The organism is Halonatronum saccharophilum DSM 13868 (assembly GCF_000517025.1).
Classification (GTDB): domain Bacteria; phylum Bacillota; class Halanaerobiia; order Halobacteroidales; family Halobacteroidaceae; genus Halonatronum; species Halonatronum saccharophilum.
This window is the reverse complement of record NZ_KI912091.1, coordinates 51816-77812: the sequence shown is the minus strand read 5'-3', so window position 1 is coordinate 77812 and position 25997 is coordinate 51816. Positions and strand designations below refer to the sequence as shown.

General features: G+C 32.6%; 20 protein-coding genes. All 20 read right to left on the bottom strand.

The features are described 5' to 3' along the window. Positions 1 to 24: 24 nt before the first annotated feature. Positions 25 to 2433: a hypothetical protein gene (locus tag HALSAC_RS0100520; RefSeq protein ID WP_027338611.1), complete on the bottom strand. Its 2409-nt coding sequence runs from the start codon at positions 2431 to 2433 to the stop codon at positions 25 to 27. A 74-nt stretch (positions 2434 to 2507) separates the two neighbouring features. After that, positions 2508 to 3866: an NACHT domain-containing protein gene (locus tag HALSAC_RS0100515; RefSeq protein WP_027338610.1), complete on the bottom strand. Its 1359-nt coding sequence runs from the start codon at positions 3864 to 3866 to the stop codon at positions 2508 to 2510. Between the two features lie 207 nt (positions 3867 to 4073). Further along, a complete protein-coding gene (locus HALSAC_RS0100510) occupies positions 4074 to 4298 on the bottom strand; it encodes a hypothetical protein (protein ID WP_027338609.1) in 225 nt (74 codons plus the stop codon). A 731-nt stretch (positions 4299 to 5029) separates the two neighbouring features. Next, complete coding sequence (locus HALSAC_RS0100500) at positions 5030 to 6238, bottom strand: aminotransferase-like domain-containing protein (protein ID WP_027338608.1); 1209 nt, start codon at positions 6236 to 6238, stop codon at positions 5030 to 5032. A gap of 116 nt (positions 6239 to 6354) precedes the next feature. Further along, positions 6355 to 6942, bottom strand: a complete 588-nt coding sequence (locus HALSAC_RS0100495; RefSeq protein WP_027338607.1) for a DNA-3-methyladenine glycosylase — start codon at positions 6940 to 6942, stop codon at positions 6355 to 6357. Positions 6943 to 7084: 142 nt separating this feature from the next. Beyond that, positions 7085 to 8356, bottom strand: coding sequence for an MFS transporter (locus HALSAC_RS0100490; protein WP_027338606.1), 1272 nt, complete (start codon positions 8354 to 8356; stop codon positions 7085 to 7087). Between the two features lie 102 nt (positions 8357 to 8458). After that, positions 8459 to 9973, bottom strand: a complete 1515-nt coding sequence (locus HALSAC_RS0100485) for an alpha-amylase family glycosyl hydrolase (RefSeq protein WP_051412021.1) — start codon at positions 9971 to 9973, stop codon at positions 8459 to 8461. Positions 9974 to 10442: 469 nt separating this feature from the next. Beyond that, the gene (locus tag HALSAC_RS0100480; protein ID WP_027338604.1) at positions 10443 to 11483 is read right to left on the bottom strand and encodes a GerMN domain-containing protein; all 1041 of its coding nucleotides are present in this window, start codon (positions 11481 to 11483) and stop codon (positions 10443 to 10445) included. Positions 11484 to 11662: 179 nt separating this feature from the next. After that, the gene (locus HALSAC_RS0100475) at positions 11663 to 12691 is read right to left on the bottom strand and encodes a GerMN domain-containing protein (RefSeq protein WP_027338603.1); all 1029 of its coding nucleotides are present in this window, start codon (positions 12689 to 12691) and stop codon (positions 11663 to 11665) included. Between the two features lie 93 nt (positions 12692 to 12784). Then, the gene (locus tag HALSAC_RS0100470; protein WP_027338602.1) at positions 12785 to 13033 is read right to left on the bottom strand and encodes a hypothetical protein; all 249 of its coding nucleotides are present in this window, start codon (positions 13031 to 13033) and stop codon (positions 12785 to 12787) included. Then, the gene (locus HALSAC_RS0100465) at positions 13030 to 13653 is read right to left on the bottom strand and encodes a hypothetical protein (protein WP_027338601.1); all 624 of its coding nucleotides are present in this window, start codon (positions 13651 to 13653) and stop codon (positions 13030 to 13032) included. The genes HALSAC_RS0100470 and HALSAC_RS0100465 overlap by 4 nt, the downstream gene beginning before the upstream one ends. A gap of 77 nt (positions 13654 to 13730) precedes the next feature. After that, positions 13731 to 16301: a gluzincin family metallopeptidase gene (locus tag HALSAC_RS0100460; protein WP_027338600.1), complete on the bottom strand. Its 2571-nt coding sequence runs from the start codon at positions 16299 to 16301 to the stop codon at positions 13731 to 13733. 158 nt (positions 16302 to 16459) lie between these two features. Beyond that, positions 16460 to 17341: a CPBP family intramembrane glutamic endopeptidase gene (locus HALSAC_RS16200; RefSeq protein ID WP_027338599.1), complete on the bottom strand. Its 882-nt coding sequence runs from the start codon at positions 17339 to 17341 to the stop codon at positions 16460 to 16462. Between the two features lie 153 nt (positions 17342 to 17494). Further along, positions 17495 to 18922, bottom strand: coding sequence for a TolC family protein (locus HALSAC_RS0100450; protein WP_027338598.1), 1428 nt, complete (start codon positions 18920 to 18922; stop codon positions 17495 to 17497). Continuing rightward, positions 18900 to 20000: a TolC family protein gene (locus HALSAC_RS0100445; protein WP_027338597.1), complete on the bottom strand. Its 1101-nt coding sequence runs from the start codon at positions 19998 to 20000 to the stop codon at positions 18900 to 18902. Before HALSAC_RS0100445 ends, HALSAC_RS0100450 begins: the two co-directional genes overlap by 23 nt. 467 nt (positions 20001 to 20467) lie before the next feature. Next, positions 20468 to 21619, bottom strand: a complete 1152-nt coding sequence (locus tag HALSAC_RS0100435; RefSeq protein WP_027338596.1) for a beta-barrel domain-containing protein — start codon at positions 21617 to 21619, stop codon at positions 20468 to 20470. Next, on the bottom strand, positions 21616 to 23826 hold the full coding sequence (locus HALSAC_RS0100430) for a peptidase domain-containing ABC transporter (protein WP_035571005.1): 2211 nt from the start codon (positions 23824 to 23826) through the stop codon (positions 21616 to 21618). The genes HALSAC_RS0100435 and HALSAC_RS0100430 overlap by 4 nt, the downstream gene beginning before the upstream one ends. 251 nt (positions 23827 to 24077) lie before the next feature. Beyond that, the gene (locus tag HALSAC_RS0100425) at positions 24078 to 24770 is read right to left on the bottom strand and encodes a DUF3267 domain-containing protein (RefSeq protein ID WP_027338594.1); all 693 of its coding nucleotides are present in this window, start codon (positions 24768 to 24770) and stop codon (positions 24078 to 24080) included. A 554-nt stretch (positions 24771 to 25324) separates the two neighbouring features. Continuing rightward, positions 25325 to 25456, bottom strand: a complete 132-nt coding sequence (locus tag HALSAC_RS16750; protein ID WP_084804233.1) for a class IIb bacteriocin, lactobin A/cerein 7B family — start codon at positions 25454 to 25456, stop codon at positions 25325 to 25327. Between the two features lie 49 nt (positions 25457 to 25505). Next, positions 25506 to 25652, bottom strand: a complete 147-nt coding sequence (locus HALSAC_RS16745) for a class IIb bacteriocin, lactobin A/cerein 7B family (protein ID WP_084804231.1) — start codon at positions 25650 to 25652, stop codon at positions 25506 to 25508. Positions 25653 to 25997: the final 345 nt, after the last annotated feature.

Genomic DNA, 25997 nt, shown 5'->3' with positions numbered 1-25997 from the left:
CTTGCTTATCAATCGCATCTATCACTAATATATATTAGTTTCATTTTCTTTGTGATCTCTTCCAGCAATTCTATTATTATCTCCTTTAACATTAATATTAGTAACATTATCTTGATTATTAAAAACTAAATTAATAAAACCCCACTTTTGCATTTTATCAATCACACTTTCAATATTTAATGCTTCTTCACTTTTATTCAAAAGATATTTTTCTTCTAAATTATCTAAAAAATAGTGTAAATTTGTAACTTTCTCATAAGTCGAAGAATAACTACTAATAAATTCACCAACACTTTCTTTTACTAAATTGTAATTTTCTTCTACTAACAATGCTATCTTAATTAAAGTTTCTTCAATTCTACTATTTAATATATTAGGTCTATTATCTATAAATTTATATTTAAAAGATAACTCCAATAATTTCATTAATTCTGGTACTGCATTTGAATCTTCCAAATACAACAAACAATAGGGATCATCATAACGCCTTGGATCTTTGGGAATCTCGCCATATTCATCTACCCATTCAACATAATATTTCAAACTTTCTAAATCACCAAGTTTTATTAAATATTGTGCAGCCTTTATTTTAATTTCTTCATCTTCACTTTTAAAAATATCTCTCAAACGATTTTTAAGACTATCTTTTAATTCTTCATAGTAATAATTATCTTCTATTTCAGATTTTTTTATAAAATTAAGCACTTCATGAATCATAGTCCACTTAAACTCATCTTTTACTTCAAATATCATTTCTTCTAAATCATAACTATCATCAGATAGTTTACAGATAGTTTTCAAAGCAGATTTTCTTGTTGTATTATCTATTTTATCATCTATAACTGAATTTATAGCATAGGGTATAACTTCTTTAATTGAATATCTTTCACAAAAATCAATATGATTTCTTAAAACAATATCAGCATCAATCCCATTCTTCAAATTATCTAATACTCTTTCACTTATATCTTCATTATCTAAGTATTCTTCTAGATATTCAATCCCCAAAAAACCATTTCCTTCATAACAATCAAATGAAAGCATATCAAGCAAGATATTTTTAGAATACTGAAGATTAAATTTTCTTAAAAAAAACCAAAGATAAATTGCATTCTCATTAAAACTATACTTTCCATTTTGATTTAATGCAGTTTTAAAATTAATTTTATTAATATTAGAATAACACCAGTTTTTTATATAATCTTCTTGCTCATCAGTAAGAGGCAGACTTGTCCCCTTGCTTAAATAATCATAAACTTGCCTAATACAATAACTATCCCAATTTAAACTATTTATCTTTTTAATAGCTTTTTCTAATGATATACCTTCTTCCCCTACTATTTTGCTTGATTCTATAACCAGATTCTTCAAAATATAACTATTCTTATAATTCTCATGATATATTCCCCAAATATAATCACTATTAAGAACATCTTTTCCACTAATATCAAATATTTTTCTAATTTCAGCAATGAATTTATCCTTATCAAATAATAACTTAATATCTTTTTTCATTCTCTCTTCTCTTTTTTTCTCATTGTTTCGTGCTGATTTAATTTTAAAACTATCATCAGTCTGCTCATTAATAAAATTATTAAAGTCTTTATATAAACCTACATCTAAACTATTTTGAAAAAACCAAACTTCATTTTTTGCAATAGCTCCTTCTTTATATTTAGTTACAAAATAATCAAAAAAATCTTTTTCTACTAATAAAGCTAGAGCATTAAAATGACTTATATCATCAGTTCTTTGTTCAAAAACATCTTTAAAGGCTTTAAACTTAGTTCTTGTCTCTTCAAAGAAAACTATTAATTGTTTTGCTTCATTATTACTATAATTTATAACTAAAGTTACAAATAGATTTAAAATTTTATTGAAAATTGATAAGTTATTACTATAAGCATTAACACAGTTTTTGGCAATACTTTTAAGATGATCTTCTATATATGTCTCAACAATATCTCGTGGATTATTTATAAAATAATCAAGTATTTTAATTAACCCTTCAACAGTTTCTACCTTTTCAATGCCCTTTCTTAAATTCATTCCCTCGTTAATTAAAATTGAGCTATTACTATCATTACGCTTATCTTTAATATTAGCTATTCCTTCTAAAAAAACCTTAATATTTTTATCTAAATAATTACTACTATAAAGAAAAGTATATAAGCTAGAACGTATAGACTGATTATCAGAAGTTCTAAAAATATTTACTACTTTTTCTACAATATCTTTAGAATTTATATTTAATCTCGTTAATGCATTAATCAAATGACTTTTAATACCCTCTTGGATTTCATTATCAATAATTTTATCCATTAAAATTCTTTTAGCTTTTTCTTTTTGCTTATAATAGATTTTCATATTTTTTAATAATAATAAACTAGTTACTAGAACTTCATCGGTTTGTGTATTTTCTATTTCATCCAATAAAAATTTAATTATCTCCTTAGATTGGCCAAATTGAGCTAATTTATAGTAATCAATCTTGCTACTATTTATTACTATATTTTTCTTTTGTAATTATTAAAAATATCCTTAAAAATCTTAATCCTAGTCTTTCTATTAACTTTATCTGTTTCAAATTGAACAATAAGTTCAGGAGAAACATCTTCAACCCACTTCAATATTTCTTTTAATAACTGATTATTTCTATCAAGAATACTGACTAAAAAAGATAAAGTATTTATCCAAGATGGATTTATATTTTCATAATCTGTTTCAAATGATATGCATTTTTTTATAGTTTCAAATTTTTGTTCTGAAAAAATTTGAGCAGATAGAAACTCTTGAAAATTATTATGTTTAAATTGCCATATTATAGTTGTGTTTTCTTTTTTAGTCCATACTTTAGAATGTTTAAGTAATTCACGTGTAGCTTTATCACTAATTAATTTTTTAAACTCATTATTAGTAATATAATTTCTCCCTAATAAATTCATAGCAATAGCAATAACTTCAAGAAATCTAATTATTTCTTGCTTCTCTTCATTTAAATCTCTCTTCGTTATAAAATGCTTTGTATCAAACTTAATATCTTGAATCAATAATTGTTCAAAAATATCAGCTTTATTCTTAGGTAATTGTCCATTTTCTTCAAATAAATTAACTAAAGCTACTAAATAAAATGGTGTTCTTAACAAATCACTAAGTTGATTATTATAAATCTCTTCATTAAATTTTTGTTTTCTTACTAGTTTATCATTTAGATATTCTTGTATTTGATTTGAAGTTAAATTTTCCACTAAATAACATGAAAAATCTTTTAATTCTCCTGAAGACTCCTCATTTATCCCATTATAAAAATTCCTACGACACGAAATAATAACCTTAGCTTTTTTGTATTGTTCACATCTAGTAAAAGATAAGATACGACGGATTACTTTTAATTTATCTTTACTTTCTATTTCATCTAATCCATCTAAAATAATTAACAATCTATCACTAGGTATATTTCGCCAACCACAAAATTTATCATCTAATAAATCAATAATCTTTTCATCATCATAAGTATCTAGATTTACATAATAAGGATATAAAGAAGCCTCTTCTCTAGCAAAACATGCTGCAATTTGTTTTAATTCTGTTGTTTTACCACTACCTCCATCACCAAGAAGTATAATTTTATAATCTTTATTAATATCATTAAATCTTTTCGAATATTTATCTTCTGAAAATAACTTTTCATCAGATTCTTTTTGATTAATCTTATGCCACTTTCTTTCTAAATAACTATCGACTTTATGATAATTTTGTTTGCTCGGTAAATCCTCATTTTCTTTTGGTAATTCATTTATAATTTTATTACCATAAACTACATCACCATCTATTTTATTACCCTTAGTTATATTTGTATTACTCATAAATCATTGCCCCTTAGTAGAAACATTAAATTTATTTTTATTACCAAAAACTAAATCTCCCTTAACTTCATTATCTCTAGCAATATTAGCTCCATTTAACGAATTATTATATTTTTCTTGTTTATTACTATTTCCTCCCTGTATGATTTGACTATCCTTAGTTTGACTATTATTTATTGTATTCTCATTTTTAGATTTTTTTACTATTTATTCAATAGTTTCATTATCATCAAGAAAATCATCTAAAAATTTTTCTGTTTTCTTAAGACTATCAGGAGCATTATTTATTTCTTTAGCAATCTTTTTATAATCTTCTTCATCTAATATCCACTCTCTTAATCCATTTTTCAAGTAATTAGTAGCTACTTTTCCTATTTTTTTAATTGATTCCCATACAATTCGCCTTAATATATCTGTAGTTAAAGAATCCATAATTAATTCCCCTTTCTATAGAATATCTTTATTTTAATTAAAATTAAACAATCTTATCAAAAAATATTTAAATTACTATATTTTTAATAAAAAACTTACCTATTCAACTATTATATATAATTTTTACATATCTTAAATTTTAACTATTTCCCATTTAGCATATAAATATCTTCAAGATGTTCATCACACCTATCTTTATAAATTGCCAAAGCCAACAAATGATTTACACGGCTAAAACCTACTTACACAATTAAACAAAAGCTAACTTCTCAAATTATATAAAGTAAAAACTAACCAATAAACATTATACCAATTTTTACCCTAATAATCAATTTCATCTGCCTTTTTTCTACAATTTATCCAGTAAAATAACTATACTATAAACAAAAAAATCCAGAAAAAGCAGTATCATAGCTTTCTCTGGATTCATATTCTTATGATCTGACTTCAAAAATGATGAACTTAGTCTAGCTATCATTTTCAAACCGCCATATGCCTATTTTACAATCAACAACTTTCATTTCTTATTCTCTATGCTCTTGTCAGATCTAATCAGCGTCTATGCCTTTGATCTTTATATATTAAAACCCCAAACCCAAAGACTTAGCACAGATTAACAAAGATTAAATCTGATTTTAGAACTTTTTTAATCTTATTTTTAATGCTCTAATCAGAAACTTATCGGTTCTTATCAGATCTAATCAGTGCCCAAGCCTTTGATTTTTATTCTTTTAAAGCTCTAAATCTTGATAACCTTTAATTAACCTGCCCAAGATCTTAATCCCTTTCTCAATATCTTCAGGCTTAGAATTAGAAAAAGAAAGTCGTATGTATTTACTACCCTCAGTTGAATCCACAGTAAAAGCACTACCGGTAACAAAAGCTACCTTTTCTTCTAAAGCCTCTTTTAAAAGATCACGACTATCAAACCCCTCTGGCAGCTTAACCCAAAAGAAGAAGCCACCTTTTGGTTTAAACCACTCTGCTGTTGCAGGAAAGTATTTATCTAAGGCTTCACTCATAGCTTCTAATCTAGGTCGATAAAACTCTGCCACCCGCTCTATCTGCTCTCCTAACAACCCTTCCTTCCCAGCCTGACAAAGGATTAACTGACCCGCAGTAGCAGATGCCAAATCAGTATTTTGTTTAGCCTTACTTGCTAACTCAATAAATTCACTGCTACTATGTATCCACGCAATTCTAAACCCAGGTACAAAAAATTTAGAGAATGAGCCTAATAAGATCACCCTATCTGTAGAATCATAACTCTTAATATAATCTAATCGCTGATCATAATAATTTAACTCACTATAAGGAGTATCTTCGATAATATAAAAATCATATTCCTCTGCCAATCTCAAGACCTCTTTTCGCTTCTTTAGTGATAAGCGAGCCCCAGAAGGGTTGGAATAATCAGGAACTGAATAAAGAAACTTAATTGACTCTCCTTTCTCTTTAAGCCCTTGTAGATATTCCTCTAACAATTGGACTTTAAGACCATCTTCTTCTACAGGAACTTCTTTTATCTTAGCTTGATAACTTTTGAAAGTCCCAATTGCTCCTACATAAGCAGGTTTTTCAATCACTATTTTATCACCAGGATTTAAAAATAATTTTGCCACTAAATCCAAGGCCTGTTGAGAGCCAGAAGTAACTATCAACTCCTCCCGTTTAGGATTAAGGCCACCCTTAGTTAAAAACTCTACTAGATAATCTCGTAATAAATCATCTCCTTCTGTGCTGCTATATTGATAAAAGATTTCTTGCTTTTCATCTAATACTTCTTTAGTTATTCTATTTAATTTAGCTGTGGGAAATACAGCAGGATCAGGGATACCTCCTGCAAATGAGATTAAATCATCTCTTCCAATAATTCGCATTAAATCTCCTAACTCTTTATTCTCCATCTCTTCTAATCTATCGGCAAGTTTTTCTTTCATAACAATTTCCTCCTTGAAATAATCTTCAAATCTATACTTATAACTCTTTACTATCATCTAGCTTAGCCTAATATCTTTCAGTTTCTACCCACACTGGCACAGACACTATATTATTACTACCTCGAAACAAAAGAATTCCCCTCTATATAAAATCTCCATTCCTTATCCTTATACTCCTGGGCATAATCTATATTTATCCTCTTATCAGCCACTACCTCTACCTTCTCATCACTATCTAAGATATAAATCTCATCACCAGAGACCATATCATATCCATTTAACTCCCTATCTATCTGCAAGGCTTGACAGAGTTTGCCTGGACCATTGGTTAAATCTTCAATCTTCTTGGACTTAATACTTCTATTCTTCTTAATAGTCTCTAATCCCTGCAAAGGCTCTGCTGCTCTAATTAGGACAGCCTCAGGAATCCCCTCCTTAGAAGCGACTACATTAAAACAGTTATACATCCCATATATAAGATAGACATAGGCTCGTCCACCCTCCCAAAACATCACCTCAGTTCTTTTAGTCCTCTTGTTGTCATAAGCATGGCAGGCCTTGTCCCTTGGGCCAAGATAAGCCTCTGTCTCCACTATCGTAGTAACTATCCTCTCACCAGCAACTTCCCTTACCAATAACTTTCCCAGTAGATCCTTAGCCAATGTTAATCCATCCCTCTTATAAAAGCTTGAATCTAATCTCATCTCAACACTCCTTTGCACTCTGGATATGACATATATAAAGGGCAGCACAGGGACCTGCCCTTCAGGGTTTTTAAAAAACAAAAACTCTCCGTGCGATTCTAATTTCAAAGGTGCCCACGGAAGGTTTTTTAATTCTTAATTCTCATCTACCCTCCACTCCTCCAGTCTTTAAATGGCTTAAATCAAACTTCTTACTAGCTACTAAGATCAATATTATCCAGCTAAAACCTGCTACAATCAAAAATACATAAGGGTTGATAATATCAATTAAGAAGCCTACTAATGCCATAGATATAGGAACCAAACCCTGACTAAAAGTCCCTAATAAAGCAAATATCCTCCCCCTTAACTCATTGGGGATCAACCTTTGTAAGAAGGAATGAAGAGGTATATGTAATATCGTATTGGAGATTCCAAATATAAATAAAAAGATTAATATACCTATAGATATGAAAGTTAGATTATAGAAATTTAGTACCTGCGGAAATATCATAACTCCCATAATAATAAAGGCAGAAGCCATTATTAGATTAGTCTTAACCATTAGGCTATGAAAGTTTTTTGCTTTGGGTAAGATATTAAAGAGAAGAGCTCCAACTACAGCTCCAATTGGCATAATCGATTGTCCAACCCCAAATAGCTTACTATCAAATTTCAAAACCTCAGTGAAGATATAAGGAACACCTACTGCAATTGTCCCTGCAGCTATAAAATTAATTATTATACTTCCTAAAATTATAACTCTAAGATCACTGTCATTAAATAAATATTTGATCCCAAATTTAAAATCTTCTATAAAGGTAAAGGACTCTTCTTCCTTTCTTTTCAACTTTGGAATATTAATGAATAGCTCTGAAAAGGCCGATACTAAGTAGCTGACACCATTAATTAAAAAAACTCCAGCAACACCGAAGATAGCAATTAGAACACCTCCTAATGCTGCTCCAATAACCCCAGTCAAACTAAAACTAAAGTGTTCTATAGAATTAGCCTTCTCTAAATTATGATCTGCAACTAAGCTAGGAACTGTAGCACTAACTGCAGGATCAAAAAAGGCACTTCCTACTGCTACCAAAACTGTTGCTACTCCTAAATGTACTAAAGTTGCGGCCCCACTGTAAACCACCCAAGCTAACCAGAGAATAACTATACCTCTAAAGACATCCATAAGAACGATCAACAACTTACGACTAATTCTATCTGCTACTACACCACCAAAGGGTCTAATAAAGATACCAGGTAGATTGGATAGTAGAAGAATGGTCCCTGTAGCAGCACCACTTCCTGTAGTATCCAAAACAAACCAAGTTAGGGCTACATAATGAATACTATTTCCCAACCTAGATATAAGCCCTCCCAAAAACAAGAGGATGAAATCTTTATTATGTAATAGGTTATCTTTGCTTTTCTTCATTATTCATCACCTCTAGAAATATTATATACTATCTATATTAACATTAATAACACCGGGCCAAAAAGCCCAGTGTTTAAAGTTGTTTATCTCCCCATTTTCTTTTTAATTCTTAATTATTATTGTACCATAAGGTGGTACTCTTATAAAGCCTCCCTCTTCAAAGACTAGCCTATCTCTTCTAAGGTAGTTGAAGATTTTGCTTTCATTAACAGAGTGCTCAATATCTACATTTCTCATCTCATCGCTTAAGTTATGATAAATATAGATCTCTTGATCTTCATTAAACCTCTTATAAGCAAGAACCTCATCTTCTGTCTCTATAGGTGCAAAATCACCATCATATAATAATGGATTATCATTTCTAAAAGCAATCAACTCTCTATAATGGTTGAGTAGGGAAGTTGGATTATTCAATTGACTCTCTACAGATACACCCTCTGGACTTAAGACAAAAGTCCACTGCGACTCACCTTCACCTTTACCTTCAACCCATTGGAAAGGCTCACGGATTCTCTCATCTGGCTTGGTTCCTGTCATCCCAATCTCTTCACCATAATAAATAAAAGGATTTCCTGCTAAAGTTAGGTAGATACTAGCCCCGACCTTTGCCTTGTCTATATCACCATCTAGTTGGCTCATCATCCTATCTTGATCATGATTAGTAATGAAAGGAGCATCAATATAATTACCCTCACCTATCAAATTATCATAAAGCCTATAAGTCTGGTCTATCCTTTCGCCCAATCCTCGATTTTGACCATCCTGTAAAGCCTTAATTATCTCTTCACCAACCATAAAGTTAAAGTTAGACTCTAAAGCTTCAAAGTAAGGGCCAACAACCTCTGGCTCATCCCAAACCTCACCAACTAGATAAACTTGAGGATCAACCTCCTCCATAGCTTCTTTAAACTCTCTCCACCATTTCAAATTCTTTTCGTGAATATCTCCAGGAAAGATATGCTTTGCCGCATCCAGCCTAAAGCCATCAGCACCCTGCTCTAACCAAAACCTGCCTATATCAATCATCTCTTCTCTAACAGCTGGGTTCTCATAATTAAAGTCAGGCATTCCACCCCAAAAGAATCCATAGTATAGTCCACCAAAGGTCCTATGCCATAACCTAGCACCATCATGAGGACGTCGTTCATTAGTATCTGTATCCTCGTTGGCCCAGATATAATAATCTCTATATGGGCTCTTATGATCTAAACTAGCCTCAATAAACCAAGGATGATCTGAGCTACTATGATTTAACATAAGGTCTAAGACTACTTTTATTCCTCTCTTATTTGCCTCCTTACTCAACTCATTAAAGTCTTCTAAACTCCCATAATCAGAATTAACTTCATAAAAATCTATTACATCATAGCCATGATAACTTTCAGAGTCCATAATAGGCATCAACCAGATACCTTTTACTCCTAACTCCTCTAAGTAATCTAAATTCTTAGTAACTCCTCTCAAATCACCTATCCCATCACCATTAGAATCATAAAATGATCTAACAAATATCTGATAATATGTCCTATGGGTATTACTAGCCTCTCCACCAATTTGAAAGGACAACACAATTGCTACTATAAGTATAATAACTAAAAAAGACTTGCTCCTTCTCAACTTTACCACTCCCAATATATTTAATCTAATCTATTTAAATATTTCTATGTATCTATTCCAACCCCTCTTTATTTAATCCTTTATTACAATAAAATAACCTCTTTAATTCTTTTTAACTTTTTTTCTTATAAGGGCATAGAATATAATATCAGTAGCTAAGAAAGGAGTGAGTATTATGTGTGTAAAAGGCAAACAAGATCCCTTTACTTTATTTCTAATATTAATCTTACTAGTACTTGGCTTCTATAGCTTCACTACCTGTAAGAAGTAATTTATTAAGCCCTTTAGCTTTTAACCTTCAATCACCAGTTAAAGGTCAAAAGCATATTATCTATAGACTCTAATAGAAACTTTTTCTACTAAACAAATATAGCTAGTAGATCTTAAGATCTGCTAGCTATATTTGCTGTTTCCTACATTTTAAAATATGAAATTTTTTAGTCTTAACTTTGAAAAACATAGTAATTTATTAATTCTCAAAGGGTCTGACTCCACTCTCATCTACTTCAAAGTACTCTCCCTCTTCTAAAATAATGTGACCTGATTCATATCTTTTGCCTTCTAGAGTTATTAAAACTCGGTACATACCATAATGCCTTCCTAAAGTATTAACTATACTCTGAATAATCATCTCTTCTAACTGAGCACCAGCATTCATCTCTGTAACTAATGATCTAGTGAAATCAACCTCTAAGATACCTTCTCCACCATCAAGAGAGATAGACCTTATCTCAGCATTTGGCCCAAGCATTGGACTTAATTCATCAGAAGGTAAATCCCTTAGATTCTCTTCAAAAAGCTCAGTTATATCCCAATTAGTTCTAAACTCTACACCCCTATCTACATATACAATCTCCCCATCATGAAAGTTAGGGTAAAAGAACCTAATTGGATAATCTACTCCTCTTCCTTCAACTATATCATCTAGGAAGACTTCAATCTCTTGTCCCCCCTCGCTTACAAAGAGACTTCTAACATGGCCTACACCACCTACATAATAATCCTTTACTGTAGATGACTCTGCTTCAGTAGTAACCTCTATACCTCTAAAATTATCAAACGGAGTCTCTATCTCTACATCAACTCCTGATATATATCTTTTCCTTCCATCTTCTAAGGTCCAACTATTACCTTCCTCTATCGGCTCTTTTAATATTATATCACCATCACCATTCATATCCCTTATATCCCTCAAACCATAGAACTCACCTATAGAGACCCTCTCTCTAATCTCACCTTCTCCTATTTCTATGATCTTTCCAATATAGGTTCCTGGGTTAAAAATTCTAACTTGGGCCCTATCCCCCTTAATAAAATCAAAATATACCTCTTGTTCAGCATACTTACTCCCTTCACCAGAGTAACTTAACAAGGTAGCCTCCCAAAAGGGATAATAATCACCTAGTGTATACTCTTCTCTTTGTGGTTCCCCTGCTCCCTCTTCTCTATTAGGAGGAGCACAAGAAGTTAAGAGAATAAATAATAGAAATAATACTAATAACTTCTTCACAGCTAATCACATCCCCTTAATCTATTAACTTCTCCTCTTATTATGTCCCTAAATCTAACTTTAAATTCAATTTGAGCTATCAGTCTTCAGCTCTCAGCTCTCAGCTAAAAATCTAAAATTTTTTCCTTCAAAAATAAAAAAGCAGCAGAATTCTGCTACTTTTTTTATCTTCCAACCTTCTATTCTTCAAAAGGCCTACTCTCACTTAAATCTACCTCAAAGAACTCTCCCTCTCCAAGTTCAATATGTCCTGATTGATACCTCTCACCCTCTAAAGTTATAACTACATTAGAGACCTTATAATGATCTCCAAAGGTATTGACTATACTCTGAATTATCATCCCTTCTAATTGGGCTCCTGCATTCATCTCGGTAACCAACTCTCTAGAAAAATCAACCTTTACCAGGCTCTCTTCTTCATCAACCTCTATACTATTTAGTTGGGCCGTTGGCCCTAAAACAGGGTGCAAATCCTCTGAAGGAAGATCACGCAAATGACCTTCAAAGATCTTTTTAATATCATCATTGGTCATAAAGTCTACCCTTCTATGTAGATATACAATCTCTTCATTATGAAAATTCGGATAGAAGAACCTGACAGGATAACTAACTCCTGTACCCTCTATTATATCTTGAAGATTTGTCTCTACATTAAATCCATCTTCACCAACAAAGACCCTCCTTACATGGCCAACTCCAGCTACATAATAATCTTTTACCGTTGAATGCTCCGCTTCTGTAGTAACCTCAACCCCTTCAAAATCTTCATAAGGAGTCTCTATCTCAATACCTACCCCTGATATACTTCTCCTTCTTCCATCTTCTAAGGTCCAACTTGTCCCTTCCTCTAATGGAGTCTTAAGTAATATATCCCCATCACCTTCTACTTCCATCAGATTCAGCAGACCATAACTCTCTCCTCTAAATAGTACCTCTCTAATCTCTTCATCACTTACCTCTACAACTCTAATCCCAAAGGTACCAGGATTGAAGACTCTAATCTGAGCTCTATCACCATCAATAAAATCAAAATAGATATCCTGCTCTGCAAACTCATTTCCTACCCCCTCATAAGAGAGCATAGTCTCCTCTAAAAAAGGAAAATAATCACTCAAACCATACTCTTCAACCTCTTCTTGAAGCGGTACACAACCAGTTATAAGAAAAATAAGCAATATTCCTAATAAAATAACCTTTAATTTTATCATTTAAGTTTCTTCCTTTCTATATTCTATATATTCTCTACCTTATAATTATTATATACTAATTATAGATTTAAATTCAAAAGAAAATTAAACTAATTAAAATATCAATCCCTTTATAAACGTGATAATAATAGCAATTACTATAGCCATAAAGACCAACTTTAAAATACCGGTATACACTTTGGTCAGTATCGTCTCCTTCCCTATTAATCGCTGAAGACCTTCAGAAACTAAGGCACCTAAGGCTCCTATACCTGCCAAAGCTAATATCTCCAAAGCCAAACCCATCCCCCTAGGAATAAAGACTATACCTAAAGTAAGTATAAATAAACTAATAGGACTCACAAAATCTCCTCCTTCTTTATATTCTTTTCCGAGAGCATACCTTCCAATAATCCTACCCCCTCAATACTATCTAAAGACTTCTTCACCTCTACCCATCTTCCTTCTTTTGATAATAACTCTAACCTTCTTTTTCTAAGAACTCCCCTCTTCTCCTTAATTCGATAAGCCAATACTTGTCTCAACTCAAATCGATATATAAGTCCGAAATCACCACTATAAATCAAATACCTATCACCTATAATAATTTTATCATTTACTAAATTGTTAATTAGACCTATAAAGAAGATATATAAGATAAAATTAAAGACTCCCTCATTAATTATATCATCTGTCAATATAAAGAGGTAAATTGGTATAAGCATAAATATAATAGCTATAACTGTTTTATTTACACCATCCATTCCCACATTGATTTTCTTACCTCCGTCTAACTGAACATAGTAATTCCTAGCCAAAATATTATCAATGCTAATCGCTAAGAAGAAGGTGATTGCTCCATGACTAATTATCATAGATATTATACTCTTCTCTATCTTAAGACCAACCCCTATCATAATAGGTAAAAAGATAAGAAAAATAATCATCCAAATTAATAATACTGTTTTCTTGTTATAATTCACCTAATCACTCCTTTATAATAAAACAACTAGACTAAATGATTAGTCTAGTTGTTTTACAGCAAACATCTAATAATAGATCAAAATCCAATAAGGTCAATTATGAAGTACAGATCTGTATTATCTTCCAACTCAGCATCTAATGCTTTGGAAAACCCTATTCTAGCATTACTCCTTGAAGTTGCCATTCCAGATAAAGCATATAATTCAAAGATTAATTCATATCCATAAGCCCCTAAATTTTTATCACCATCACCTGCATAATCAACAAATAGATTCCCATATAAATCGCCTACAAAAATATTAGGATTCCACCACCCATCTCTTACCTTCCTTAACTTATGATTATAGTTTAGACCAATACTATATACATTACCTTCCTCTTCTCGAGGAAGTTCGAATCTTCTAACCTCTAAATAATCATTAGTATTGTAATCAAAAGCTGTATCAACTCTTATCGAACTACTATCGAAACGATGCTCATAAACACCTAAAAGACTAGCTGACTCATCGTCTATATTATATGACATCCCCATCCCTATACTATCTCTAGGATAAGAAAATCCAAAATAAAGTCCAGGAATAGAATCATTAAAGTCTGTACTATAAGTTAAATCAACATAAGATAAACCTTTACTTAGAGACTGATACAACGGATAATTTAAATCAATATTATGCTCTCGCTCCTTCTCATCATCTTCATTCTCATCAACAAAAGTATAATAGTTTATTGTTAAAGGAGTTAACATTCTACTAGAGAAACTAAAGTTCACATCTCCAAGATAAGTTAAATAGTAGCTATTTAAGCCTAAAGCATCTTCACCCATCAATGAAAATGGGGTTCTAGTATGTGGCTTAAGTAAATAACTCATATTTTTGCCAAAAGCTCCACCCTCCTCAACATCAAGGGCCAATTCAAAGCTATATTCATCTCCATAGTAAGAAGGAGTAAAGGAATATGCTACCTCATTTACACTATCTCTATAGATCTTTTCACCACTAGAATCTATCCCGACGTAATATAGGTCCTCTCCAGCTACCAACCCATCTGTTGCATATGGGCCAACGCTCACCTTGAATAACTCTTCACTAGCTAAATCATAACGATATATGCCATAAGCACCACCATAGCTTGAAGTGAAGTAAAGGTTTTGCCCTTCAACTTTGATAGACTTCTCTGTATAATTACTCTCAACTATAGGGCCAAGCTCCAACTTATCTAACTCTAAATGATTTAGATTCCAAGACTTCATATTTTCCTTACTTACAACTATAAACTGATCTTCATAAACTTCTATCTCTGAGAGCATCTGATCTAAACTTCCTAGATACTCCTTATCTCCTTTAGAATATCTCCAGATCTCTGAGCCAAATCTAGATTTAGTATCCTTAACATATATAATATCCCCATCTTCTAATACTATAAAATCCTTAAACTCACCCCTTAATACTCTTTCAGCCCTACCACTCTCTAAATCATAACTATATAAGTCAGCAACAACGCCCATTCCAGAATAATCGGTATTAGCAAAACCTTTCTCCAGATTTAAAAGAGAGTAATAAACCTTGCCATCAATAACCTGTAGTTTTCCGTTAGTACCTGCATTGAACTCTTTGATAATCTTTTCCTTGCCGCTATTAAGATCATATTCTACCAAAGAAGTTATCCATCCTGTACCAAAGGATTTAGGAGAGCTTATATTTGATTTAAAGTAATATAGGTTATTATCAAAATATACTAGATTTCTTATCCTGCCAACATTACTCCTTACTATAACATCACCACTTAATTCCCAATCTTTATGCCTCTCTTCTTCATACTCCCTCCACTCATCATAGAGTTCTACAAAGGTCTTTCCATATATCATATTAGCTGATTTATCAATTCCTATTTCAGGAAATAGTGAACCAAAAGGTCCCCATTCGTTATAACCATGACTTTTAAAGAATTGGGCCAACATCTCTTCACCATACTCATTACTCAAATAATTGATTAAGTAAGCCCCATAAAGATAAAAATCCTCCTTATATTCCACTTCTAAAAGACTAGGCAACTGACCAGCGTTGGCCCTGCTTGCTATTACAGCATCATAATAAGGCATATTAAGCCTTCCCTCAAAGGGACTAATTTGAGACTCTGCATAAACTGCTATCCCCTCTATCATCCACATAGGTGTCCATAAATTAGGAGAGAATGCATTACCAAATAATCTACTCATCCCTCCCATAAATCCTGAGGAATTATTAAGTTGGCTAATATGTACTAACTCATGAACAGCCAGGGTTCTCAACCAACTCTCACCATTCTCTAGTCCATTCACTCTATTATAGGTAGACGGTGTATTAGTAAAGACCCCAATCTTTTCAGTTATTGGTTGGGCATACCCATTACTTAATAATCCTATATCCTGTACTACAACCCTTGTCTTAAAATCCCTACTGTTTCCTGTCAACTCCATTGCCCACTCTCGATTATTCTCTAAGTGATAAAGGGTCTCCCTTGCCTGCTCTTCATACCCTTTTGGATAAAAGACAGTAAAGTATTCACTTTCATAGACCCTCCAATCAAATATTGAAGCTGATGCTTCATTGGGAGCCAACACAATTATCACAGCTACAATTAATAAATGAAAACAGAGAATTCTTTTCATTATTCAATTTCATCTCCTTTTATTATTAGTGTCTGTATCAGTGTGAATATCAGTAAAATATTAGTTTAGTTACCAGTTAAAAGACAGGATCTTAAAAAACTCTTTTCATTATATATAACTGATAGGCTGTCTTAATCCTTTCTGCTTTAATTGGCACTTTATAGCTCTATACTTTCACCCATCCCATCTTCTGAATCAAAATACCCTTTCAATAAAAATACCCCTCCAAAGAATATCAACCCTGATATTATAAAGAGTATAAGATTTTCATAGCCTAGCTCTGGTACTGAACTTGGACTCTCCCCAAAGTCTATCTGACTAAGTAGTACTGGTACTATATTATAGACAAAGTGAGCATAGATACAGACTAAGACAGACCTAGTCTTAATATAGACATAACCTAAGAAGAGACCTAAGATAAAGGTTGGCAGGAGTTGAATTAAATTAAAATGATAGGCTGAAAATAATAATGCACTCACTACTATAGATACTTTCTTAGAATGTCTTGTAGACAAACCTTCTAATATAATTCCCCTAAATATTATTTCCTCAAATATCGGGGCCAACACCAAGCCAAATATAATTCCGACCACTCCTCTTGTAACCTCACTAACCCCTTCAACTTCAGAGTAAGAAACCCCTAATATATGCATGAAGAAGTTAACGATCTCCCCTACAAAAAGCGGAAGTATTATAGCCGATAGACCTATAATAGCAAGAAGTTTTAAGTTAACCTTCTCCTTATTCTCAAAGAGCAATTCCTTTAAGTTTATCGCCTGTTTCTTTATCCCTATAGCTATCAAAATTAGATTACTTATAAAGGCAGAGCCTATAGCGACATAATTTATATTCTGCATTATTGTTGCATCTACAATTTGAGTGATCTCTTCTACAGCCATACCTTGGGCTCCTAGTCTAATACCCATAACTAACCCAATAACTGCACCTATTATAATACTATTTAAGGTCATCAAAATTAACCCTATTACTACTAAAAATATTGATCCTTTAATTCCAGGGAACTTTTTGCTTTCAGACATTATAAAATCTCCTCCTTGTTAAATATAATATTTATTTTCTATACACACCATAATTATACAACTTTCTTTGGTATAAATTCAAGTAACCATAGTCATATTTTTAAAAAATCAAGAGTAAAATAGCTTTTAAAAGCCACCCCACTCTATACAACACTATATCTTAACACCTAAAAAATAAACCAGCCTAAGCTTAGCAAGAAATAAGCTATCTTTACTAATTAATAAATTGACCCTTGCTTCCCCAAATTCTATCTTCTTCTTCTCTAACTCTATTTTAGATACTATTCCCTCTGATAGCTCTTCTTTAAGAATAAGCAACTCCAAGTCATTCTTATCTAAGACCATCCTCTTTTCTTTTAAGGTCAGTTTAGATTCTTCTAATCTATTAATTAATTCCTTTAAATCTAGCTCTAAACTCCTTACTAATTGCTGGTACTCATCTTCTAGCTTTTTAAATTCTTCATCATAACCTTCTTGCGATAATTTGTGTTGGCCCCCATCAAAAATATTATAGCTTAAGTATACTCCTATTTCCCAGTCTTCACTCCTATAATCATAGTCTCCACTTAAATTAATTTGGGGGTGTCTTCCTCTTTTATTCCACTTTCTTCTTTGAATAAGCCACTTCTTATCTAAATCTTTAGCTTTAAGAGTTGGAGATATTTGTTTTGCCATCTCTAATAATTTTATCTGATTAGCAAAATCAAATTTTAAATCATCTATTTCTCCTCTTATCACTTCTAAATAATTATCTTCATCTGATAGAATAATATCTTTGCCTTCTAAGAGAGAAAGTTCCTCTAACCACCTATTCTTCTCATTTTTAAATCGATTCTTTGCTTGTAAAAGACCTATCTCCCCTTCTTTTAAAGCAACCTGAGCAATTAATCTCTGCCTTCTTCCTCCCTCGCCAATCTCTTCGCGCCTTAAGGCTCTATTAAGGTTATCCTTAGCCAGTTTATAATTTAACTCTGCTAAGTCTAAACTCTCCTTTATCCTTAAAAGGTTTAGATAACCTTCTATAAATTCAATCTCCTTTAACCCTTTCTCCCACTCTAACTGCTTATTAAGTTTTTTTAGTTCATTTTGGATAGCTTTATACTCCTGCATAGCTTCGATAGGTAAGAAAGGATATAGTCGTTGATTTAGATTTAATTCAAAGTCAAAATCTTCTTCAAATTCAAAAGGGTCTTCTTCTATTAAAGAAAGATTTGATTCTATACTCAAACCCCAAGGAAAAGACCTTCTTCCTTGGAACCTTAAGCCAAACTCTTTCTCTTCTTCTCTCTCTTTTTGAGTAAGACCATACTGGTCTAAATAAATTGATTCATAATCTCTATAGACCTTACTCGATAAGAAGTCTACCTGCCACCCCAATCCAGCCTTGATCTTAGCTAGCTCTCTTTTTAATCTATCTTCCTCATACTTTAATTGACTAATTGAGGAATTGTTCTTTAGCCCCCATTCAATGGCCTCTTTAAGTGTTATCCCTTCGGCTTTGACCTCTTCTCTTATCGATAGGGTAAGGATTATTGTTATAATTAAAGTTATTAAAATCTTATTCTTTTGAAGGCTTCTCATCGGATAATCCCCCTATCTCTAAGCCCATTACCTGCATTAAATTTAATTTGCTTAAATAATAATTTGTAATGGCACCTTGATAGTGATATTTGGCTTCTTTTAGATTAATCTGGGCTCCTAAGATATCATTTTGACTTCTAATCTCTGCACTTCTTTGCTCTTTTATAATATTATAGTTATCTTTAATCTGTTTTAGTTGTTTCTCTCTTAACTCTAAGATTCTAGCCCCTTGTTCAAATTGAGCATAGCTCTCTTTAATTTGGTTGACTACGTTATCATATTCTTTGTTGTAGTTAAGCTTTGCTATCTCTTTATTATTTCTTAACTCCTTTAAATCTAACTTAGAAACTTCCATTACCTTGGCCCGTTTCAAATCTATCTCTCTTAACTCTAATATCCCTTCTCGTAACTTTAGAGTTTTATTGTTAGCTTTAGCTATAGCCACTATATCCTCTTTTGTTAATTCCCATAGCTTGGGAATGTTAACTTCGGTTATTTCTATCTCCTCTTTAGTGCTCCCTACCTTTGCTTCTAAATCACTTAAGAGTAAGTGATAATCATCCTTTGCCTTTCTTAGCTCAAAGACTTCATTATTATAATCGATCTGCTTTTCTAGTAGGTCTACTTCTCCTTTATACCCACCTTTAACATCTATTTTGATATTATTAAGGAGCCTCTCTTCTAGCTCCACCCTTTTTTCTCTTCCTGCTATATTTATATTCTCTTCTACTAATTGTAGGTAATTATAGATTAAATCAATTATAACTCCATTCTTAGTTTCTAGATACTCTCTCTTTGCTTCCTCTACCTCTAGTTTATTCTCTAGATAGTTATAGCGAGATTCTAAGAATAAGTTATTACTCTTATTTCTTCTATAATTGATTGAAGAGTTGTCCAAGTTTAACTTGGCAATCTGTAGGTCATAGTTATAATCTAAGGCTAGATTAATTAGCTTATCTATGTTGGACTTCTCTTCTCCATAGACTTTAATTGATAAGATTTGCAGTAATACTAAAGAGATAAAAAACACTTTTAGCTCAAAGAATCTTTTTTTAGTTGTTGAATTAATGCTTATCATTCTAAACCATCTCCTGATTTTTAAGTAAATCATTATAGTAATATAGTGGCACTTTCGTGCCACTAGTAATGGGTAATGAGTGAAGAGTAATGAGTAAGGTCAAGAACTCACACCTCACCCCCCCTACCCCCCTTTCGGATCTATCGACCACTCCGTGCAAAACCAGCCTCTCCTCCTCTGAAGAGAAGGGGAAAGTAGCTCCCCCCTCAGAGTCTAAAGAACAAGACTCTTCGTGCCAAGATCAGCTTCTCCTTAGATAAGGGGAAGGGCTTAGGGAAATTATCTTCACAATCACTTTGGTGAAGATAATTTCCATGAAGAGTTTCTTGAAACTCGTAAGGGGGATGGGGTCTGAGGTTTTAAGGTTTTACCCATTACTGATTACTCATCACCAGTAATAAAGCTACGCTTTATTACTACAAAGTTACACTAATATAAAAACATCCATTATTTTATACTTACACCACTTATGATATAAAATCTAATTTCTCCAAGACGATATGGAGTATCTTCTTTCTTCTAACTACTATTCTTGCTTCATTTAACATCCCAATCCTTACAAAGGCTGGATCTCCTTGTTTATCATAGAGCTTTATATCATCTAAGGTTGCTTCTACATTATAATAAAGACCTTCTTCTACTCTACTCATATTGGCATCACTTGATATCTTTGAGATTTCTCCATTTAAGATTCCATACTCCTTGTAAGGTAGGGCTAGGAAGCGATAGTTTATCTGTTGACCCTCCTCTAGTTGACTGATATCTTCGTTTCTTACTGTAAGCTCTACTCGATAATCTGAGCTATTACTTGGAACTACTCGCAAGACCTCTACCCCACTTGGTAGATAATCACCTCGGTTAAACCTCTCTAATATCTGAACTGTTCCTGAGATAGGTGCTCTAACCCTGCTTCTTCTAATATTATCTTTTATATCTTTAAGCTCTTCTTCTAATCTGGTCAGCCTATCCTCTTCATTTTCGATCTCATTTTTGATATTAACGAGAAATTCACTCCTGTAGGAGTCTCTACTAAGCTTAGCATAGCGATACTCTGATTTTAACTCTTCGATCCTACTTCTGGTAGTTGAGTTACTGCTTAGGCTTAGCTCTCGTTGGTATCTATTGTTGGCCCGTTGATAGTCAAGGCTTCGCTGTTCATAACCTGACCTATAAACAAGGTATCTATTATAGTAGTTGATATCTTCTTGGCTAAGTAGGTTCTTATCTTCTCTGATACTTTTTTCTAGTTTGTTGAGCTTTTTGATATTATCCTTTCTTCTTTTAATATCACGTCTTATATTATTCTTTCTATTCTCTAGAGATTGTGTATCTATCTGATATAACAAGTCCCCTTCTTCTACCTCTTGATTTTGGTAATAATTTATCTCTTCTATATTTCCACCGTTTATATTTCTAATTAGACTTATATTCTCTTCTGGTCTTACTACCCCTGTAGCTTTGACAACTATGTCTACCTCCCCAAACCACATCCAAGCTAAAGCAATCAGTACTATTAATAAAAAACCATAGATGAAGACGGCTATAAAGTTGGGTTCTTTGGCTTCTAACATCTCCCTACTATCTGATAGGTCTTCAAAGTTTACTATCTCTGCTCTCATGATACCTCGTCTCCTATCTTCTTGTTATCTAAGGTTTGTCCTTGCCATAGGTTGTAGTATTTACCCTTCTTCTTTATAAGTTCTTTATGGCTACCCAGCTCGAGTATCTTACCCTTCTCTAAGACGACTATCTTATCACATTGCATTATGGTACTTAAGCGATGGGCAATGATGATAGTTGTGATACCTTGACTGATATCCTCGACGGTATTATGGATTGCCCTCTCTGTTGCTGTATCTAAGTTACTGGTTGCTTCATCAAGGACTAAGATATCTGGGTTCTTAAGGATTGCCCTTGCTATTGCAATTCTCTGTTTTTGACCTCCTGATAGGTTAGAACCCCTCTCTCCTACTAAGGTATCGTACCTTAAAGGGAGTTCATTGATAAATTGGTGAGCCTGAGCCTTCTTTGCTGCATCGACTATCTCATCCATACTCACATTCTTTAGACCAAAGGCTATATTCTCCCGCACACTTCCACTAAAGAGGAAGATATCTTGGGGTACATAACCGATGTTGGCCCTTAAGCTCTCTAAGGAGAGGTCTTTGATATTATAACCATCAATTAATATCTCTCCTTCTGTGGGCAGGTAGTACTTTAACAATAACTTACTTAAGGTAGTCTTACCTGAACCACTCTCTCCAACTAAAGCCACCTTCTCACCTGGCTTTATATCTATACCGATATCCTCTAAGACCTTCTTTCTAGTCCCATAACGGAAATGAAGGTCTTTAATCTCTATCTCACCTTTAAGCTTATCTGGTTTTATCTTCTGTGACTCTTTTTCTTTTTCAACCTCTAAATCCAATATCTCTCCCAAACGATCAGAAGCAACAAAGGCCTCTTGAAGCTGAGGTTGTAAATTGATTAAGTTTTGAATCGGTTCATAGAAGTAAGCCAATAAGGCATTAAAGGTAATCAACTGTCCTATACTCAGCTCTCCTCTAATTACTAGTAAACCACCTATCCACAGGATAACTAGTTCACTAACTGAAGTGAGTACTGTTTGTAAGGAAGACTGAACATTTCTCATAAAGATTGCCTTAAAGATTGATTTGATAAATTTAATAAACCTAGATTCCGTCTCTAGATTTGCTTCTCGCTCTGCATTGAAGGCCTTAATAGTTGCTACCCCTGAGACAGACTCGACTAAGTAAGACTGCACATCGGCAGCTTCTTCCATCTCTTTGCGGTGAATTCTACGAAAGGGTTTATTAAAGCTCCAAACTACGGCTATGTAGAAGGGAATTATAACTGCCGATACCCAAAACAAGGTCGAGCTTTGAATATAAAGGATGATTCCTCCGACAAGAATCATCAGGGTATCTAGCATTACCGAAATCGTTGCCCCCGATATAGCATCTCTAATCTTGGAAGCATCATTTAAACGAGATAGTATCTCCCCAACCTTTCTCGAGTCAAAGAAGGACATGGGAAGCTCTAAGACATGTTGATAATAATTTAATATAAGTGCAATATCTATCTTCTGACTCAAATAAAGCAACAGATGGCTCCTAAAGGCATTCATCGCCACCTGGAGTATGGTTAAAATCACAATACCTGTCGATACTATATGTAGATTCCTTACTAGACCATCGGCTAAGACGGTATCTATCAAATATTTGAAATAAAATGCACCTGCTAGTCCCATTAAAGTATAAAGGATAGATGATAGAAATATCTCTATCAATAACCTTTTGTGAGGTAGGATCAACCCAAAAAAGCGAGCAAATAAGCCCGTGGTTTCGTCACCTGTTTGAAATTCTTCTGTCGGTGTTAGTAAAATTGTAACACCTGACCAGATCTGATAGAAATCTTCTGGCTTATAATAGACCATCCCCTCGGCTGGGTCGGCAACTATTACCTCTTCTTCGTTGGCCCCGTATACTACAACATAATGCATCAACCCATCCTTGATCACATGGGCTATTGCTGGAAAGGGTACCTCTTCCATCAGATGCTTAGGCTCTGCCTTAACACCTTTTGCCGAAAAGCCAAGCTCTTCTGCTGCTTTAATCAACCCCAAAGCATTGGTTCCCCGCTTATCCGTCCCAGCTATCTCACGAATCTGAGTAATTGGAATCTTTAAATCATAATGCTTTGCTATCATCGCCAAACAAGCTGCACCACAATCGGTGATGTCGTGTTGTTTGATAGCGTAGTATTTTTTGAACTTTCTTTTTATCTTTTTTATTAGCTTTTTCATTTCTAACCACCTTAAATTTAATATCAACTTTAATTTTTCAACTCTAAACCAATACTTTATTTTTATCTATAAATTAACACAAACTCTTCTATAAAGAATAAATAGATTTTGAGACAGATAATTATCAAATCAGAAATCAAAAAACAATTAAGAGAAAGTGCATAAATGTCCAGTTTTTTGTATCCAAGATATTGACATAGGTTCAAACTTAGCATTTATACTTTTATTACATATATAGATAACAAAAGCACTTACATGTATTTTCCAATAAAGTATCCTAAATAATAAAAACTAATTATAATTATTAATAATATAATTAGACTTAATATCCCCCTTTTAACATGTTTTATCTTGTTTTCTTCTGTTTTCTTCTCGGCTTTTCTTTTAAAATGATCAATACCTCCTGTATCTTTAATTATTTCAAAGCCTATTTTATTAGAATGATCTATAACATATTCTTGCGATTCTATCTCTTTACTTTTCCAAAATACAACAAAATCCGTTGCTGCACCAGAAATCATAATTACCCCATATAAAACTAACCAATGATTTCCTAAAAACAATCCTACTATAGAGGGAATAGCACCCAATATTATACCCGGCAACAAAATTGCTATTCTATAAACTTTCATCTTTACTGGAACAATACAGTGAGTATAAAGGATTGCTTCTTTATATTTTATACCAAATTTTAAATTTTTCAATTGTACTTTTCCAAAAATAATAAAACCTACCCCATGTAATAATTCATGTGTCTGCATTCCTAGAAATAACATAATAATAAATAAAATAAAATTTATTAAATTTACTTTCGAAAAATCAACAGTCCAAATTGAAAGATATGGAATATAAAAAAATAAAACACTTATACAAAAACCAATAAATTCAAAAAGAACTATTTTACTTTCATCAGTAGATAATATTACACCTTCTTCTTTTTCCATCTGTTACCCATCCCTTATGTATTTTTGTATAAATAAAACTAAAAAGAGTATAATTGTAAATACTAACCTCTTATAACTTTTTTTAGCCCTAAATTGCAATAATTTATTAAGTTATTTTAAAGATATGGTTTTACCTAGTGGATACCATTCGTTTAAAACTTATTAAACTTGCTTCACAGGTAATTAAACCAGCGAGATGTATTTAGTTTAAATTGTGTAGTAGTTGCCACTATCAAAAATAATTCTATGCTGTTTTAGAAAATATAAGATTACTCCCGCAGTTAGAATAATGATAAATAATGAACTGTGATAACTCAAAAATTCTAAAACAATAGCTAAAATAAGAGCTATAGAATAACTCTATCTTCCTTGTGTAAAATATTAGTTAATAAAAAATAATAACCCTTCAAAAAGAGTCACTAACTGATTTTAAATTAAATGAAATGAAAATTCATTAATAATTCAGGTTAATTAATTATTTCTCTGCTTCTAAATTTAAAACAGTTAGCAATGTTATATATAACATTGCTAACTAAATATTATGATTATCATAACTACTCAGTCATTCCAGCAGCACATCCTCCTATAAAGCCAAGTCCAGTACATGCTGCAACTAAAAGTGCTCCTTTAGTTATAGCTACACCACCATCAATATTCATTAATTCTTTATTGTCTAATGTTTTCATTTTTATATACCTCCGTATTCTTATAAAATTTAACCTCACTTATCACTCATTAATTGTTTGGATTAAGTCTACGTCCGACATACAAACCTGCTCCTGATCCTGCCCCTGCTCCTGCTAGACATTTTATGACTAAGCCAGCAGTTATGGTAAACCCTCCATCAACAGCCATCAATTCTTTCTCATTCAATCTCTTCATTAACCTTCACCCCCTTAATTTTTATTATATTTACCCCTTGAGAAGTATTACATTAGTTATTCTACCATCATTATCCTGATATGTAAACTACCCAAAAGGGTAGTCTTTTTCTTGAAATTGACTTTTCACTACCCATTTGGGTAGTTTTTGTGCATAATTTTTGCAAGACTACCCAAATGGGTAGTCTGTTCTGACTATCATCTCATAATCAAATCTCCTCCAAAGAAATCAATCCCCTTCTTACTCCCTCTAAAACAGCCTACAACTTTAGAGTTAACACCTAGCTTATCAAAAATCCTACTCTTATGATACTTGGTATTACTTTTAGAACAGCATAACTTATCT

Excerpts from the sequence above, each read along its gene's own strand:
- HALSAC_RS0100475 (WP_027338603.1), bottom strand. The coding sequence starts at position 12,691 with ATGATAAAATTAAAGGTTATTTTATTAGGAATATTGCTTATTTTTCTT.
- HALSAC_RS0100510 (WP_027338609.1), bottom strand. The coding sequence starts at position 4,298 with ATGGATTCTTTAACTACAGATATATTAAGGCGAATTGTATGGGAATCA.
- HALSAC_RS16745 (WP_084804231.1), bottom strand. The coding sequence starts at position 25,652 with ATGAAGAGATTGAATGAGAAAGAATTGATGGCTGTTGATGGAGGGTTT.
- HALSAC_RS16200 (WP_027338599.1), bottom strand. The coding sequence starts at position 17,341 with ATGTCTGAAAGCAAAAAGTTCCCTGGAATTAAAGGATCAATATTTTTA.
- HALSAC_RS16750 (WP_084804233.1), bottom strand. The coding sequence starts at position 25,456 with ATGAAAACATTAGACAATAAAGAATTAATGAATATTGATGGTGGTGTA.
- HALSAC_RS0100425 (WP_027338594.1), bottom strand. The coding sequence starts at position 24,770 with ATGGAAAAAGAAGAAGGTGTAATATTATCTACTGATGAAAGTAAAATA.
- HALSAC_RS0100445 (WP_027338597.1), bottom strand. The coding sequence starts at position 20,000 with ATGATAAGCATTAATTCAACAACTAAAAAAAGATTCTTTGAGCTAAAA.
- HALSAC_RS0100430 (WP_035571005.1), bottom strand. The coding sequence starts at position 23,826 with ATGAAAAAGCTAATAAAAAAGATAAAAAGAAAGTTCAAAAAATACTAC.
- HALSAC_RS0100500 (WP_027338608.1), bottom strand. The coding sequence starts at position 6,238 with ATGAAAGAAAAACTTGCCGATAGATTAGAAGAGATGGAGAATAAAGAG.
- HALSAC_RS0100450 (WP_027338598.1), bottom strand. The coding sequence starts at position 18,922 with ATGAGAAGCCTTCAAAAGAATAAGATTTTAATAACTTTAATTATAACA.
- HALSAC_RS0100435 (WP_027338596.1), bottom strand. The coding sequence starts at position 21,619 with ATGAGAGCAGAGATAGTAAACTTTGAAGACCTATCAGATAGTAGGGAG.
- HALSAC_RS0100460 (WP_027338600.1), bottom strand. The coding sequence starts at position 16,301 with ATGAAAAGAATTCTCTGTTTTCATTTATTAATTGTAGCTGTGATAATT.
- HALSAC_RS0100495 (WP_027338607.1), bottom strand. The coding sequence starts at position 6,942 with ATGAGATTAGATTCAAGCTTTTATAAGAGGGATGGATTAACATTGGCT.
- HALSAC_RS0100515 (WP_027338610.1), bottom strand. The coding sequence starts at position 3,866 with ATGAGTAATACAAATATAACTAAGGGTAATAAAATAGATGGTGATGTA.
- HALSAC_RS0100490 (WP_027338606.1), bottom strand. The coding sequence starts at position 8,356 with ATGAAGAAAAGCAAAGATAACCTATTACATAATAAAGATTTCATCCTC.